Annotated in this window: 18 protein-coding genes; 10 read left to right on the top strand and 8 right to left on the bottom strand. The window is 71.4% G+C overall.

The annotated features are described in order from the left end of the window. Positions 1-11: 11 nt before the first annotated feature. From ABZX22_RS07595 to ABZX22_RS07575, 5 genes are all read left to right on the top strand, one after another. Positions 12-917 (top strand): SDR family oxidoreductase, encoded by a 906-nt coding sequence (locus tag ABZX22_RS07595; protein WP_354906774.1) that lies wholly within the window; start codon positions 12-14, stop codon positions 915-917. A 162-nt stretch (positions 918-1,079) separates the two neighbouring features. Next, a complete protein-coding gene (locus ABZX22_RS07590; protein ID WP_354906773.1) occupies positions 1,080-1,337 on the top strand; it encodes a hypothetical protein in 258 nt (85 codons plus the stop codon). Positions 1,338-1,399: 62 nt separating this feature from the next. Then, complete coding sequence (locus ABZX22_RS07585) at positions 1,400-1,657, top strand: hypothetical protein (protein ID WP_354906772.1); 258 nt, start codon at positions 1,400-1,402, stop codon at positions 1,655-1,657. 87 nt (positions 1,658-1,744) lie between these two features. Beyond that, on the top strand, positions 1,745-2,542 hold the full coding sequence (locus tag ABZX22_RS07580; RefSeq protein ID WP_354906771.1) for a hypothetical protein: 798 nt from the start codon (positions 1,745-1,747) through the stop codon (positions 2,540-2,542). Between the two features lie 229 nt (positions 2,543-2,771). Then, positions 2,772-3,113 carry an RNHCP domain-containing protein gene (locus ABZX22_RS07575; protein ID WP_354906770.1) on the top strand — a complete coding sequence of 114 codons (342 nt, stop codon included), beginning with the start codon at positions 2,772-2,774 and terminating at the stop codon, positions 3,111-3,113. Between the two features lie 3 nt (positions 3,114-3,116). Here the strand turns inward: ABZX22_RS07575 and ABZX22_RS07570 are convergent, their stop codons facing one another. Genes ABZX22_RS07570 through ABZX22_RS07540 form a run of 7 tightly spaced genes read right to left on the bottom strand, consistent with a single transcriptional unit; the run spans position 3,117 to position 9,099 of the window. Further along, positions 3,117-3,863 carry an SDR family oxidoreductase gene (locus ABZX22_RS07570; protein WP_354906769.1) on the bottom strand — a complete coding sequence of 249 codons (747 nt, stop codon included), beginning with the start codon at positions 3,861-3,863 and terminating at the stop codon, positions 3,117-3,119. Between the two features lie 43 nt (positions 3,864-3,906). Next, complete coding sequence (locus ABZX22_RS07565; protein WP_354906768.1) at positions 3,907-5,208, bottom strand: DUF2252 domain-containing protein; 1,302 nt, start codon at positions 5,206-5,208, stop codon at positions 3,907-3,909. Between the two features lie 31 nt (positions 5,209-5,239). Then, positions 5,240-6,241, bottom strand: coding sequence for a hypothetical protein (locus ABZX22_RS07560; RefSeq protein ID WP_354906767.1), 1,002 nt, complete (start codon positions 6,239-6,241; stop codon positions 5,240-5,242). After that, positions 6,238-6,594, bottom strand: coding sequence for a PadR family transcriptional regulator (locus ABZX22_RS07555; RefSeq protein ID WP_354906766.1), 357 nt, complete (start codon positions 6,592-6,594; stop codon positions 6,238-6,240). Before ABZX22_RS07555 ends, ABZX22_RS07560 begins: the two co-directional genes overlap by 4 nt. A gap of 29 nt (positions 6,595-6,623) precedes the next feature. After that, positions 6,624-7,382: an SDR family oxidoreductase gene (locus ABZX22_RS07550; RefSeq protein WP_354906765.1), complete on the bottom strand. Its 759-nt coding sequence runs from the start codon at positions 7,380-7,382 to the stop codon at positions 6,624-6,626. Next, positions 7,379-8,479 carry an acyl-CoA dehydrogenase family protein gene (locus ABZX22_RS07545; protein ID WP_354906764.1) on the bottom strand — a complete coding sequence of 367 codons (1,101 nt, stop codon included), beginning with the start codon at positions 8,477-8,479 and terminating at the stop codon, positions 7,379-7,381. Before ABZX22_RS07545 ends, ABZX22_RS07550 begins: the two co-directional genes overlap by 4 nt. After that, the gene (locus tag ABZX22_RS07540) at positions 8,476-9,099 is read right to left on the bottom strand and encodes a flavin reductase family protein (RefSeq protein ID WP_354906763.1); all 624 of its coding nucleotides are present in this window, start codon (positions 9,097-9,099) and stop codon (positions 8,476-8,478) included. Before ABZX22_RS07540 ends, ABZX22_RS07545 begins: the two co-directional genes overlap by 4 nt. Before the next feature lie 117 nt (positions 9,100-9,216). Between ABZX22_RS07540 and ABZX22_RS07535 the strand changes: the two genes are divergently transcribed. Together ABZX22_RS07535 and ABZX22_RS07530 are read left to right on the top strand one after the other, a co-directional pair. Further along, entirely contained in the window at positions 9,217-10,356 is a 1,140-nt protein-coding gene (locus ABZX22_RS07535) for an acetyl-CoA acetyltransferase (RefSeq protein WP_354906762.1), read from the top strand. Beyond that, positions 10,353-10,703 carry a zinc ribbon domain-containing protein gene (locus tag ABZX22_RS07530; RefSeq protein ID WP_354906761.1) on the top strand — a complete coding sequence of 117 codons (351 nt, stop codon included), beginning with the start codon at positions 10,353-10,355 and terminating at the stop codon, positions 10,701-10,703. Before ABZX22_RS07535 ends, ABZX22_RS07530 begins: the two co-directional genes overlap by 4 nt. Positions 10,704-10,865: 162 nt before the next feature. On the opposite strand, the gene ABZX22_RS07525 is transcribed toward ABZX22_RS07530, so the two are convergent. Continuing rightward, complete coding sequence (locus ABZX22_RS07525) at positions 10,866-11,063, bottom strand: hypothetical protein (protein ID WP_354906760.1); 198 nt, start codon at positions 11,061-11,063, stop codon at positions 10,866-10,868. 291 nt (positions 11,064-11,354) lie between these two features. Here ABZX22_RS07525 and ABZX22_RS07520 point away from each other — a divergent pair, with 291 nt between their 5' ends. The 3 genes from ABZX22_RS07520 to ABZX22_RS07510 all read left to right on the top strand — a co-directional run bounded on the left by ABZX22_RS07520 (position 11,355) and on the right by ABZX22_RS07510 (position 13,595). Beyond that, complete coding sequence (locus ABZX22_RS07520; RefSeq protein WP_354906759.1) at positions 11,355-12,077, top strand: GntR family transcriptional regulator; 723 nt, start codon at positions 11,355-11,357, stop codon at positions 12,075-12,077. A gap of 187 nt (positions 12,078-12,264) precedes the next feature. Next, positions 12,265-12,843 (top strand): GNAT family N-acetyltransferase, encoded by a 579-nt coding sequence (locus tag ABZX22_RS07515; protein ID WP_354906758.1) that lies wholly within the window; start codon positions 12,265-12,267, stop codon positions 12,841-12,843. A gap of 74 nt (positions 12,844-12,917) precedes the next feature. After that, on the top strand, positions 12,918-13,595 hold the full coding sequence (locus ABZX22_RS07510) for a copper homeostasis protein CutC (RefSeq protein WP_354906757.1): 678 nt from the start codon (positions 12,918-12,920) through the stop codon (positions 13,593-13,595). The last annotated feature ends 92 nt before the right edge of the window (positions 13,596-13,687 follow it).

Below are 13,687 nucleotides of genomic sequence, written 5' to 3'. Positions count from 1 at the left end.
AAGGAGGTCGCGTGGCGAGGATCTGTGAAGGCCGGGTCGTGATCGTGACGGGTGCCGGGCGCGGCATCGGCAGGGCGCACGCGCTGGAGTTCGCCCGGCAGGGTGCCAAGGTCGTCGTCAACGACCTCGGCACGGGGCGCGACGGCGGCGGCAGGTCGGGCGCCCCCGCCCTCGAGGTGGTCGAGGAGATCCGCGACCTGGGTGGCCAGGCCGTGGCCAACTGTGACGACGTGGCCGACTGGGACGGCGCGGCCAGGCTGATCAAGATGGCGGTCAGCGCCTTCGGCAGGCTGGACGTGCTGGTCAGCAACGCGGGCTTCCTGCGCGACCGGATGCTCGTCTCGATGACCGAGCACGAGTGGGACGAGGTGATCAGGGTCCACCTCAAGGGCCACTTCCTCCCGTTACGGCACGCCGCCGCCCACTGGCGGGAGCGGTCGAAGGCCGGCGATCGGGTCGCGGCCCGCGTCGTGCACACCTCGTCGGGGGCGGGCCTGCTCGGCAGCGTCGGGCAGGGCAACTACGCGGCGGCCAAGGGCGGCATCGCCACCCTCACCCAGGTCGCGGCGGCGGAACTGGCCCGCTACGGGGTGACGGTCAACGCCATCGCGCCCGCCGCCAGGACCAGGATGACCGAGGAGGTGTTCACGGCCACGATGGCCAGGCCGGAGCACGGATTCGATCCCATGGACCCGGCCAACGTGGCCCCTCTGGTGGCCTGGCTCGGCTCGGTCGCCTCCGGCCACGTGACCGGCCGGGTCTTCGAGGTGGAGGGCGGGCGGATCGGACTGGCCACCGGCTGGCGGCACGGGCCCGCGGCCGAGAAGGGCGGCCGGTGGGATCCCGCCGAGGTGGGCCAGGCGGTCGACGCCCTGCTGGCCGAGGCGCCCGAACCCGAGCCGGTCTACGGCTCGTGAGCAGAACAATCTTCTGATTACTAAGAGCTACCCATCAACTGCACTCAGCTATATGATCGCTTTGGCTTTGACCCACCCGGTCAAGCGGAGTCAACGGGACGGCCGCGCGCTACGGGCCCATGCGTGCCGCCGTCCGCGACCCCAACTGGCGAAGGAGCTGAAGTGATCAAGAAGCTGTGCGCAACCGGTGCCCTCGTGGCAGCGGCCGCGGGCGCCACGCTGCTGGCGCCCCCCGCACACGCCGACACGTGGACGAGCAACTGGAGCCACAACAGCGACGCCTGGCTGTCGGGCAACACCTTCGGGAACGTGCGGGCCGCCAACGTCGGCGCCGGTCGGTCCACGAACGTCAACAACATCAACGGCATCGCGAACACGGCCTCCAACGGCAGCATCGTGGTGACGTACATCTTCTACTAGCCACCACGTCCTCCCCCACGGATGGAACGTTCCACAACAACCTGACCTGGAAGGTAGCCGACATGCTCAAGAAGCTCTGCGTCACCGGAATCGTCGTCGCCGCCGCGGGCGCCACCCTCATGAGCGCCCCCGCCAGCGCCGACACCTACATCCGCAACAGCAGCCACAACCACGGGGCCGTCCAGTCGGGCAACAACTTCGGCAACGTGTTCGCGGGCAACTTCGGCACCCGTGGCGCGACCAACGTCAACAACATCAACGGCAACGCCATCACCGCCACCAACCGCAGCGGCGTCGGCGTCAGGTTCTGGGTCGACTAGTCGGCCTCATCAGCGTGCGAGCCGGGTCGGCGACGACCCGGCTCGCGCCTGTTGCGTAACATCCGTCGGGTGACGATCTGTGCATATGTGACATGTGATAGCGCTGAGTCCCGCGACGACGAGCGTGATCCGGTGCTGGCCGCCTGGCGCGCGGCAGGCATCGAGGGCAGGGCGGTCCGGTGGGACGATCCCGGTGTCGACTGGAGCGTGTTCGACGCCGCCGTGGTCCGTTCCGTATGGGACTACGTCGACAGGCGCCCGGAGTTCCTGGCGTGGGCGAAGGCGACCGCCGGCGTGACCCGGCTGCTCAACCCGGCGCCGATCCTCGACGCCAACACCGACAAGACGTACCTGCGCGAGCTGGGCCTGCCGGCCGTGCCGACGCACTGGTCGGCCGACGACCTGCCGGACTGGCCCGAGTACGTCGTCAAGCCGGCGGTCTCGGCGGGAGCGCGCGACACGATCAGGACCACCGACAGGGCGGTGGCGAGGGCGCACGCGCAGGCGCTGACGGACGCGGGCCGTACCCCGATGGTCCAGCCGTACCTCGACATGGTCGAGGCCGAGGGCGAGACGTCGCTGCTCTATTTCAACAGGACCTTCAGCCACGCCGTCCGGCGCAACGCGATGCTCGCCGGCGGGCAGACCCTCGCCGACAACGGCCGCGCCGACCTGCGTACGCCGGCCCCCGACCTGGTCGAGCTGGCCGAGAAGGTGCTCGCGGCGGTGCCGGGCGACCTGCTCTACGCCAGGGTCGACCTGATCAGGCTCCCGGACGGCAGCCCCGCCCTGATGGAGCTGGAGCTCACCGAGCCCTACCTCTATCTGAGCCACATGGACGGCGCGGCCGACCGGCTCGCCCAGGCGCTCACCGAGCTGCTCTGAGGGGCGGAAAACCCGTTGCGCGGTGCGGCGGCGGGTTGGTTGACTGCGCACGACGAGCACGAACACGAGCGACGCGAGGGGGAATGTTGATGCCCGCGGCCACCGAGGTCGCCGTCGCGCGCCCTCGAGCGGACTCATCCCCTGGCCGGAGCGGCCCGCGGGGCTGATCCCGCCTGGCGTGACGGCGGCACAGGTGTCCCGTCCGCAACGCCTCGAAAGTGCTACTCCGTTGCCTCGTAAGAGTTCGTTCCGCTGCGTCAACTGCCGGCTCGACGTTCCCATGGACGCGCCCGGCACCCGTCACCGCAACCACTGCCCGACCTGCCTGTGGTCCCGCCACGTCGACAGGACCCCCGGCGACCGCGCCGCCGACTGCGCGGCGGGGATGGCGCCCATCGCCATCCACGTCCGCCAGGGCGGCGAGTGGCAGATCATCCACCGCTGCACCTTCTGCGGCGAGCTCGACGCCAACCGCATCGCGGGTGACGACAACCCGCTCACGCTGATGCGCCTGGCCGTCGCCCCGCTCGCGCAGCCGCCCTTCCCGCTCGACTGGTTCGCCCGCCTCTGAGCCTCAGGCGGTGATGCCCCCGTCCACCGGGATCACCGCGCCCGTCAGGTAGGCGCCCGCCCGCGAGGACAGGAAGATCGCCGCCCCGGCCATGTCGTCGGGGCGGCCGATCCGGCCCAGCGGCACCCCGGCGGCGACCAGCGCCCGGGTGGCGGGATCGTCGAGGGCGAAGGCCATCATCCTGGAGTCGAACGGGCCGGGGGCGATCGCGTTGACCGTGATGTGCTGGGGGGCGAGCTGCCTGGCCAGGTGCCTGGTCAGCATGTGGACTCCCGCCTTCGCCGCGGAGTAGGCGTAGTTCTCCATCGCCGGAACCCTGAGGCCGTCGACGGAGCCGATGTTGATCACCCGGGCCGGGTCGTCGGCGTCCGCCGCCGCGCGCAACTGGGGGAGGAAGCGCTGCGTGAGGAAGAAGACGCCCTTCACGTTGATGCCCCAGAGCTTGTCGAAGGCGTGCTCGGGATACTCCTCCAGCGGGGCGCCCCAGGTCGCCCCCGCGTTGTTGACCAGCACGTGCAGCGGCCCCTCGACCGCCTCGGCCAGCCTGTCGACGCCCTCGGGCGTCGACAGGTCGGCCGGCACGGCCACGCAGCCCAGCTCGTCGGCGGCCTTGGCGACCTCGGCCGTCTTGCGCGCGGAGATGTAGACCGTGGCTCCGGCCGCGACGAACCCCGCCGCGATCATCCGCCCGATGCCCCTGGAGCCGCCCGTGACGACGACCTTCTTGCCTTCCACCGAGAACAGCGTCATGGTGGGGAAGCATGCCATACCGACCGGTCGGTTTTCAGGGTGGTCACAGGCCGGGGATGCGGCCGTTCCTGAACAGGTCGACGAACGTCTGGTGGTCCTGGCGGGCCTGCGCGCCGTAGGCGTGGGCGAAGTCCACCAGCATCCCGACGAACCCGGTCGTGTCACCGTCGATGGCCGACACGATCGCCTCCTCGGTGGAGAAGTCGACCAGGTCGTGCGCGGACTCGTCGTCGGCGACCGAGTGCATCCTGGCCACCGCCCGCCCGAGATCGCGCACGATCGAGCGCAGTTCGCCGGGCTCGTTGACGTCGTCCCAGTCGAGGTCGGCCGAGTACGGCGAGACCTCCGCCACCAGCTGCCCGATCCCGTCGAGCGTGGTGTAGCCGAGCCACGGATCGGCGTAGGCCTGCAGGGCGCGCTGCGACTCGGCGGTCCTGTGCCCCTGGTGCCTGAAGTAGGCGGCGACCTTCTCGTCGTGGATGTGCCTGGCCACGGCGGGCACCTGGGCCTGCTTCATGTAGAGGATGACGTCGTTCTCCAGCGCCTGGGTGCGGCCCTCCAGCAGGAGGTTGTAGGACGGCAGCCCCGCCGAGCCGATGCCGACGCCCTTGCGCAGCGCCACGTCCTTGATGACGTGCTCCACGGGGCCGGCGAGGCCGGGCAGCGTGGTGAGGTAGTCGTCGAAGGCGGCCACCACCGCCGCCCTGGTCCCTTCCGAGACCGGCTCGCGTCCGTCGATGAGCGCGAAGCGCCGGTCGTAGTCGTCGACCACGGTCTCGACGTCGAGCAGGGCCACGCGCGTGTGCAGCCGCGCCGACTGCAGCACCCGGTGGAGCACGCCCGTGGTGGTGCCCAGCGTCAGCGAGCCGATCGCGTCGTCGCCGCCCTTGGCGATGGCGGTCAGCTCGGTCAGGTAGGCGGTGCCGAAGTCGCTCACCAGGCGGGAGATCGCCTCGTCGGACAGGGCCTTGCCGTACGCGATGAGGGCGACGCTGGCCGCGAAGCGCTTCAGGTCCCAGGTGTAGGGCCCGACGTAGGCCTCGTCGAAGTCGTTGACGTTGAAGACGAGGGCACCGGAGGCGTTCATGTAGGTGCCGAAGTTCTCGGCGTGCAGGTCGCCGTGGATCCAGACCCGGCGGGTGGGCCCGTCGAGGTAGGAGTCGTCGGCGAAGTCGCCGGTCATGTCGGCGTAGAAGACGGCCGCGCTGCCGCGGTAGAAGGCGAACGCCGACCCCGCCATCTTCCTGAACTTGCGCAGGAACGCGGCGGGGTCACGCTCGATGGAGGGGCCGAACTCGGTGGTCAGCACCTCGAGGAGGTGTGACGCGCGGCTCTGTGTCGCCATAGTTCACCGTAGTCCCGCGCGCCCCTCCAGGCTAGGTCGCGCGCGGCAGCGCCCGCACGCTGACGACGGCGAGCGCGGCGGCCAGCAGCAGCAGCCCCGCGGCCTGACCGGCCCAGGTGGCCACCAGGGGCTGCGTGAAGACGCCCTCGACGTCGTAGCGGACAGGCGCCCGCAGGACGCCCAGCAGCGCCGCGACGACGGCCAGGGCCAGGCTCCAGGCCGGCGGGGCCTTCCGGGCGAGGCAGACCACGCCCGCCACCACGGTCGCGACCGCGCTCAGGCCGTGCGGGTCGATCCACCCGGCCATCCAGTCCAGACCGGCGCCGGTGTAGAAGGCCAGGTCCCGGGTGATACCGAATCCGGCGGCGACGTACAGGACGACCAGTCCCAGCGGCAGGACCGCGAGCAGCGACGAGCGGCGCACCGGCGCGTCCCGGTGCTGGCCGAGCAGGAGCGCCACGGCGGGGACCGCCGTCACCAGCAGGTAGGACAGCTCGTCGACGGCCGGCCGCTCCCAGACGAACAGCTCCTGCGCGAGCGTGACCCCGAGGAACAGCAGGCCGACGTAGGTGAGGATCCTCGCCGCCCGCACCCGGCCGAGCGCGAGCGTGGCGAAGGCCGCGATCCCGACGAGATCCGTCGCCGCGGACACGAGCTGCCACGCCTGCCCGGCCGGATCGGTGATCACGAACTCGGAGGGGAGGGAGCCGACGACACCGAGGGAGAACAGCGTGCCGACGAGGCCGTACCAGCCCAGCACGGCGTGGAAGCCCAGGCCGAGCAGGGCGACCAGCCGGACCGCGTCGCCCATCGCCCGGTAGCGGGGAGCGGCGCCCAGCCCGCCGGCCCTGGTCCTGACCGCCAGCGCGGCCACGGAGGCGACCTCGCGCCAGCTCGGCCGCGGGTTGTCCTCGTCCGGGACCTCGCCGGCGCTGTCGAGATAGGCGTCGACCATCTCCTCCGCGCGCTCGGCCCGGTAGGAGGCGGGCAGCATCCTGAGCACGAAGCGGTAGCGCTGCTCCAGCAGGGTCATGCGAGACCTCCGGCGGCCGACGGTCGGGGGGTGAAGGCGCGCCTGCGGGCGTCGAGCCGTGCGGTGGCGGCCTGGAGGGTGCCGGACAGCCTGGCGACCTCTGTCTGGAGCGCGCCCTCGCCGGCGTCGGTGAGGCGGTAGTAGCGGCGCAGCCGCCCCGACTGCACCTCCTCGTGGTCGAGCTCGACCAGGTCCTCGGCGGCGAGCCGGTCGAGCACGCCGTACAGCGTGCCGATCTTCAGCTGCACCTTGCCCTCGGACAGGCGCTCCACTTCCTGGACGATGCCGTAGCCGTGGCGCGGCTCGTCGAGAAGTGCCGTCAGAGCCAGGAACATGGGCTCCGTCATATTCATGAACTCACCATAACATGCCTGACAAGATATCAGGCGCGCTGGCTCGAGACCGAGACGACCTCTCCCGTCATGTAGCCGGAGTACTCGCTGGCCAGGAAGACGATCACGTTGGCCACCTCCCACGGCTCCGCCGCCCTGCCGAACGCCTCTCGCTCCGCCAGCTCGGCCAGCACCTGCTCGGTGGTGACCTTGGACAGGAACGGGTGCATGGCCAGCGAGGGCGCGACGGCGTTGACCCTGATCCCGTGCTCGGCGGCCTCGACGGCGGCGCACCTGGTCAGCGCCATCACTCCGGCCTTGGCCGCGGCGTAGTGCGACTGCCCGCGCTGCGCCCGCCAGCCCACCACCGAGGCGTTGTTGACCACCACGCCCGCGCCGCGCGGGATCATGTGCCGCAGCGCCGCGCGCGTGCAGCGCATCGTGCCGGTCAGCGTCACGTCGAGCACCGCGTGCCACTGCTCGTCGGTCATCTCGGCCAGCTCCGCGGTGCCGCCCAGGCCCGCGTTGTTGACCAGCACGTCGAGCCGCCCGTGCGCGGTCACCGTCGCCTCGACCAGCGCGCGCACCTGGTCCTCCGAGGTGACGTCGCACGGTACGGCCAGCGGCTCGACCCCGGTCAGCGCGCCCAGCGCCTCGGCCGCCTCCCGCAGCCGCCGCTCGTGCCGGTCGGAGACGACCACGGTCGCGCCCTCCTCGGCGCACCGCCGGGCGGTCGCGTAGCCGATGCCGGTGCCCGCGGCGGCGGTGACCAGCGTGACCTTTCCTTCGAGCAGGCCGTGTGACTTCACTTGGGCAGCCCCAGGGTGCGTTCGGCGATGATGGTGCGCTGGATCTCGCTCGATCCCGCGTAGATGGTGTCGGCGCGGCTGAACAGGTAGAGCCGTTGCAGGTCGCCGAGCTCGCCCACCAGCCCCTCCTTGCCCAGCACCGCCTGGGCCAGCTCGCCCAGCCGCTGGTGCCACTGCGACCAGTAGAGCTTGGCGACGGAGGGCTCGGCGCCGGGCCGCAGCGCGTTGAACCGCATGATCCGCAGCTCCAGCCACGACCGTGCCAGCTCGTCCCTGATCAGCGGGTCGTCGAGCGCGCCCGTCCGCCGCGCGGCCGCGACGACCTTGGCCAGCTCGCGCTGGAAACCGATCTGCTGGCCGAGCGTGGAGGCGCCGCGCTCGTGGCCGAGCGTCGCCATCGCCACCTTCCAGCCCTCGCCCGGCGCGCCGAGGATGTTGTCCTTCGCGGTCCTCGCGCCGTCGAAGAACACCTCGTTGAACTCGGCGGTGCCGGTGAGCTGCCGGATCGGGCGCACCTCCACGCCGGCCTGCCGCATCGGCACCAGCAGGTAGGACAGGCCCCGGTGCCGCTGGGAGCCCTCCTCGGTACGGCACAGCACGAAACACCAGTCGGCCACGTGGGCCAGCGACGTCCACACCTTCTGCCCCGTGACGACCCACGCGTCGCCGTCGAGCACGGCCCTGGTCTGGACGTTGGCCAGATCGGAGCCGGCCTCGGGTTCGGAGTAGCCCTGGCACCACAGCTCGTCGCCGCGCCGGATGGGCGGGAGGAAGCGGTCCTTCTGCTCCCGCGTCCCGAAGTCGAGGATCGTGGGACCGATCAGCCCCTCGCCGATGTGGCCGACCCGGGCGGGGGCGTCCGCCTTCGCGTACTCCTCGTGGAAGGCGATCTGGTCTTCGAGGGAGGCGTCGCGGCCCCCGTACTCCTTCGGCCAGGCCAGGCACGTCCAGCCCGCCCTGCCGAGGTGGCGCTCCCACGCGTGCCGTACGTCGTGGCCCTCGTGCTCGCGGCCGGGGCCGCCCAGCCCGCGGGCGTGCGCGAACTCGCCCGACAGCGCCGACTCCAGCCAGTCCCTGATCTCGTGCCTGAGCGTCATGAGGCGAATCGCCCGTAGCCGCCGCGGAAGAAGAGCAGCGGCCCGCCGTCGGCGTGGGCGTCGAGCTGGTGCACCCGCGCCACGACGATCACGTGGTCGCCCGCGGGGTGCTCGGCCTCGATCGAGCACTCGAGCCAGGCCAGCGCGCCCTCGAGTAACGGGTTGCCGCCGGGGGAACGGCTCCAGGCCAGGCCCGCGAACTTGTCGCCGCCCCTGGCCGCGAGCTGCGCGCAGACCTGCTGCTGGTGCTCGGCCAGCACGTTGACGGTCAGCGTTTCGGCCGCCCTGAGCCGGGGCCAGCTGGTGCTGGTGTGCGCGACGCAGAAGGCCACGAGCGGCGGGTCGAGCGAGACGGAGGTGAAGGAGTTGGCCGCCAGGCCGCTCGGCGCGCCGCTGTCGGGGTCCAGGGCGGTGATGGCCACGACGCCCGTGGCGAACCTGCTCAGGACCGACCTGAAGTGCTTGGCGGCGTTGCCGGCAGGGTGGTCGGCTCCGTGGTCGGCTCCGTGGTCGGCGGGGTGCTCGCGGGTGCCGTTGGCGGTGCCGGGCTGGTACGGCGCGACATGCGGCCTGCCGTCACAGCCGTCCGGCGCGATCAGCCGGGCAGCGTGTGTGCTCATGGGCGCCTCCTCGTCCACCACTCTATCTTACCAAGCGCTTGCTTGGACGGTAGGCGTCTCCCCGGAAGGCTGTCAACGCGTTGACAGCCGTTTCCGGCCCGGCATAGCGTCGGTTGTGTGGCCAAGCGCTTGCTTGATTTCAGGGACGCCGCGGCCGTCGCGGGCGTCGGCTACACGCCGTTCTCCAAGGACTCGGGCGTCAGCACGCTGACCCTGGCGTGCCGGGCCGTACTGGCCGCGCTCGAGGACGCGGGCCTCACCGCCGACGACGTGGACGGCCTGGCCACCCACCGGGTGGGCGACTCGGCCGCGCCCTCCGTGGTCGGCCCCGCGCTCGGGATCGCCGCGCCCACCTGGTACCTCGACCACTTCGGCGGCGGCAGCGTCTCGCACGCGGTCGTCGGGCAGGCGGCCCTCGCCGTCGCGGCGGGACTGGCCGAGACGGTGGTGTGCTACCGCGCGATCAACGCCAGGTCGGAGTTCCGCATGGGGACCGCGCCGAACCCGAGCCCCGAGACCCAGTACCTGGCCCCGTACGGCTACGGCGCCCCGGTCCAGCAGTTCGCCATGTACGCCAGGACCCACATGCTGAAATACGGCACCCTGCCCGAGCACTTCGGGCAGGTGGCGGTCCGGCAGCGCTCCTACGCGGCGGCCAACCCGCGCGCGCTGATGCGCACCCCCATCACCCTCGACGACTACCTGGGCAGCCGCCCGATCGCCGAGCCGCTGCGGCTGCTCGACTGCTGCCTGGAGACCGACGGCGCCTGCGCGGTGGTCGTCACCACCGCCGAACGCGCCCGCGACCTGCGCAGGCCGCCCGTGCTGATCTCGGGCGCGGCCTGGGGCGGCGGCGACTCCTTCCTGGCGCCCGGCGAGCCGACCGTGACCGCCGCCGCCGCCCTCGCCCCCCGCCTGTACGGCATGGCCGGCGTCGGCCCCGCCGACATCGACGTGGCCGAGCTCTACGACTGCTTCACCTACTCGGTGATCGTCCAGCTGGAGGACTACGGCTTCTGCGCCAAGGGAGAGGGCGGGCCCTTCGCGGCCTCGGGGGAGGGGCCGCCGGTCAACACCCACGGCGGTTTCCTGTCCGAGGGGTACGTCCACGGGCTCAACCACGTCGCCGAGGCCGTCTCCCAGCTGCGCGGCGAGGCGGGGGAGCGGCAGGTGCCGGGCGCCGAGGTGGCGCTGTCGACCGCCCAGCCGGGGCACATCCTGGCCGCCACGTCGGCACTGGTCCTGCGGAAGGGATGAGCGTGGACAGGGACTCGGCCGAGTGGTGGGACCTGGTGGCCAAGGGCGTTCTGGCGGTGCAGCGCTGCTCCTCGTGCGGCCTGGCCAGGTTCCCGGCCAGGGCGTTCTGCGCGGCGTGCCGTACCGAGGGGTGGTCGTGGGCGGCCGTGGCGCCCGAGGGGCTGGTGGAGAGCTGGATCGTGAGCCACTGGCGGGCCGCGGCGCCCTTCACGGTCGTGCGCGTGCGGCTGGCCGAGGCGCCGCGGTGCGTGCTGTACGGGACCTGGCGGGGCGAGCAAGAGCCGCGGCGGGGACAGCGGGTGCGGGCGCTGTTCGCGGACGGGCCGCTGATCGAGTGGACCGCCTGAGGGGACGCCGACCGCGTGGGCGGCGTGGCGGGAGGCGGACCCCGCCTGACGACGAGAGCGTGCTCTTACCAAGAGAGCGCGCCCTGGCGGGCGTGGGGGACCCGCCAGGACGCGCCTCCGTACCGTGCGCGTCGACCCAGGACCCCGGCGAGGGATGGGGTCCTACGCCGAGTGCTCGCGCACGGAGCCGGTGGGGGAGTGACCGTCCGTCGTGGGGTGCCGGTAGTGCTCGGCGATGCGGAGTGCCGCGCCTACCGGGTCGTCGATGGGGTGCGTGACGGTCGATCCCTCCTCGTGCCATTCGAACGAGCCGTCCCTGCACCACACGGTCAACTCGGTCAGTACGGACAGCACGGACATGCCATTCCCATTGCTCTGGTAGGTGTGGGTGAACCCCTGGCGGTGCAACGCGTAACGCAGTAAACGTGTTGCCTCGCGGGGGTCGTGCCAGGGCAGGTACGGCGTACCCGCGCGGACCGGCAGCACCGGCCGTCACCCCCTCGCCCGACCTTTCGATGGATTTGTACCAACGAATGGATGATGCGGCTGTCAATGCCGTCCGGTCAAGGGGTTGTAGCTAGATAGAACCAGATCGTCTAAATTGTTGGAACAAAAGGGGTGAAAGTGGCTCGGTCGTCGCTGTATCAGCAGGTGGCTTCGGATCTGCGAAGGGCCATCTACTCCGGCGACCTCGGCCCCGGGGCGCAATTGCCCACAGAAGCCCACCTTCAGGATCAGTACGGCGTAAGCCGCAACACCGTCAGGCTGGCCCTCGGCGAGCTGGTGAACGAGGGCCTCGTCACGCGCGCGCCCCGGCGCGGCACGATCGTCCGCGACCGCCGGCCGTTGCTGATGTATCCGCAGCGGGAGCTCGCCGCGCAGCCGCGCGGTGAGGTGCGCGAGGCCTTCGCCTACGCCGTCTCCCAGGAGGGCCGCGAGCCGAGCCAGACGATCGAGGTGCAGATCGTGAGCCCGGTCGAGGAGATCGCCAGCCGGCTGCAGCTGGGCGACCGCGACCTGGCGGTCGTCAGGCGCCGGCTGCGCTTCGTCGACGGCCAGCCGTACAACACCAACGACTCCTACTTCCCGCGGACGCTGGTGCAGGACTCCGAGATCGCCAGGCCGGGAGACATCGCCCGCGGGGCCAACAGGGTGCTCGAGGAGCTCGGCCACAAGCAGGTGCGGGTGGTCGACGACATCATGGCGCGGATGCCGAACCAGGAGGAGGCCGAGCGCCTCCAGCTGGAGCTGGGGACCCCGGTCGTCGTCTACATCAGGGTCGGCTACGACAGCGCCGACACGCCGGTGCGCGTGGCCGTCTCGGTGCTCCCGGCCGACAAGCACCTGATTCGCTACGAGCTGGGCCTCCGCTAGGACCACGCTCGCTTGGGGGTGATCCCGTCCGTGCGGCGCGGGTCGTCGTTCCGCGCTGGGCACGGTGGAGTTGTGCATACTCCCCCAAATTGCATTTTTCCCTGAAATATCGCCATGAAAGCCGTGCGCCACCGGGCGAACACGCTCCGTGTTCACTCCGTCACCCATCGGAACGAAGGGCAGAAACATGCACTCCAACACCCTGCTTCCCCCGCTGACCCTCCGGCGTGCCGTACCCGACGACCTTCCCGGCGTCCTCTCCCTCCTCGCCGACACCGCCGAGTGGCTCCACGCGCAGGGCGTACGGCAGTGGCCGCGCGGCGGCTTCGGCCCCGAGCGGATCGTGCCGCTGATCGAGGAAGAGGTCCTCTACCTGCTAGAAGGCCACTTCGGGGAAACCGTCGCGACCATCGCCCTCGACGGTCACGCGGACGAGGAGTTCTGGGCCCCGGCCGACGATCCCGGCTCGGCCCTCTACGTCCACAAGCTCGCCGTCTCCCGCGCCGCCGCGGGAACGGGTCTCGGCGACGCGCTCCTCGACTGGGCGGGAAGCGCCGTCGCGGCGTCGGGGCGCCACTGGCTGAGGCTCGACTGCGCGAAGGGCAACCCGCGGCTCCAGCAGTACTACCGGCGGCGCGGCTTCCGCCACCTCCGCACGGTGGACCTGCCGCACCGGGCATCGGGCGCGCTGTTCCAGCGTCCCGCCGGCATGCGCACCAGCGTCGCCGACGACCTGTTCCGGACCTTGGATCTTGTCGATGCCTGACGTGGTTTGTCAGATATGACCGCTGCCCTCCTCTGTGCCAAGAGGAGGGCAGATTAGGCGATAACCTCTCTTTCATGACCGGATCCTTGCTCGAGGTGATCGCGCTCGACGCGCGCGACGCCGTGGCCGCGGAAGAAGGTGGCGCCGACCGTGTCGAAGTCGTCGCCGACATGGCGGCCGACGGTCTCACCCCCGCGACGGAGACGGTCGCGGCGATCGCCAGAGCGTGCTCGCTGCCCCAGATGGTCATGCTGCGCACCGACCCGAACTTCACCTCCGAGTCGCTCGACAAGCTCGTCCCCAAGGTGAAGGAACTGGCCGAAGCGGGCGCGGCCGGGTTCGTCTTCGGCTTCCTGACCGCCAAGGGCGCCGTGGACCTGGAGGCGACCGAGGCGCTCATCCACGCGGTCTCACCGCTGCCGTGGACCTTCCACCGGGCCGTCGACCACGCCGCCGACGTGCAGGCCGCCTGGCGGGCCGTACGGCTGCTGCCGAACCTGGCGACCGTGCTGACCTCAGGCGTGCCCGCAGGCGTCGCCGAGGGGCTGCCCGTGCTCAAGGCGCGCGCGGAGGCCGGCGACGCCGGCCTGATCCTCGCCGGCGGCGGGCTCAAGCTGCCCCACATCCCCACGCTGCTCGACTACGGCGTGCGCGCCTTCCACGTGGGCAGCGCGGTGCGCCCCTCGTGGACCGCCCCCGTCGAGGCCCGCCGCGTCGCCCAGTGGCGCTCCCACATCGACAGGGACCTCTGAACCCACAGGACCCGCTGAATCGACAGGGACCTCTGAATCGACAGGGACCTCTGAATCGACAGGGACCGCTGAATCGACAGGGACCGCTGACG

Origin of the sequence: Nonomuraea sp. NPDC003804 (assembly GCF_040610675.1) — a bacterium.
Classification (GTDB): domain Bacteria; phylum Actinomycetota; class Actinomycetes; order Streptosporangiales; family Streptosporangiaceae; genus Nonomuraea.
This window is presented reverse-complemented; position numbering and strand designations above follow the sequence as displayed.

Excerpts from the sequence above, each read along its gene's own strand:
- ABZX22_RS07585 (WP_354906772.1), top strand. The coding sequence starts at position 1,400 with ATGCTCAAGAAGCTCTGCGTCACCGGAATCGTCGTCGCCGCCGCGGGC.
- ABZX22_RS07570 (WP_354906769.1), bottom strand. The coding sequence starts at position 3,863 with ATGACGCTGTTCTCGGTGGAAGGCAAGAAGGTCGTCGTCACGGGCGGC.
- ABZX22_RS07565 (WP_354906768.1), bottom strand. The coding sequence starts at position 5,208 with ATGGCGACACAGAGCCGCGCGTCACACCTCCTCGAGGTGCTGACCACC.
- ABZX22_RS07560 (WP_354906767.1), bottom strand. The coding sequence starts at position 6,241 with ATGACCCTGCTGGAGCAGCGCTACCGCTTCGTGCTCAGGATGCTGCCC.
- ABZX22_RS07555 (WP_354906766.1), bottom strand. The coding sequence starts at position 6,594 with ATGAATATGACGGAGCCCATGTTCCTGGCTCTGACGGCACTTCTCGAC.
- ABZX22_RS07545 (WP_354906764.1), bottom strand. The coding sequence starts at position 8,479 with ATGACGCTCAGGCACGAGATCAGGGACTGGCTGGAGTCGGCGCTGTCG.
- ABZX22_RS07540 (WP_354906763.1), bottom strand. The coding sequence starts at position 9,099 with ATGAGCACACACGCTGCCCGGCTGATCGCGCCGGACGGCTGTGACGGC.
- ABZX22_RS07530 (WP_354906761.1), top strand. The coding sequence starts at position 10,353 with ATGAGCGTGGACAGGGACTCGGCCGAGTGGTGGGACCTGGTGGCCAAG.
- ABZX22_RS07525 (WP_354906760.1), bottom strand. The coding sequence starts at position 11,063 with ATGTCCGTGCTGTCCGTACTGACCGAGTTGACCGTGTGGTGCAGGGAC.
- ABZX22_RS07515 (WP_354906758.1), top strand. The coding sequence starts at position 12,265 with ATGCACTCCAACACCCTGCTTCCCCCGCTGACCCTCCGGCGTGCCGTA.
- ABZX22_RS07510 (WP_354906757.1), top strand. The coding sequence starts at position 12,918 with ATGACCGGATCCTTGCTCGAGGTGATCGCGCTCGACGCGCGCGACGCC.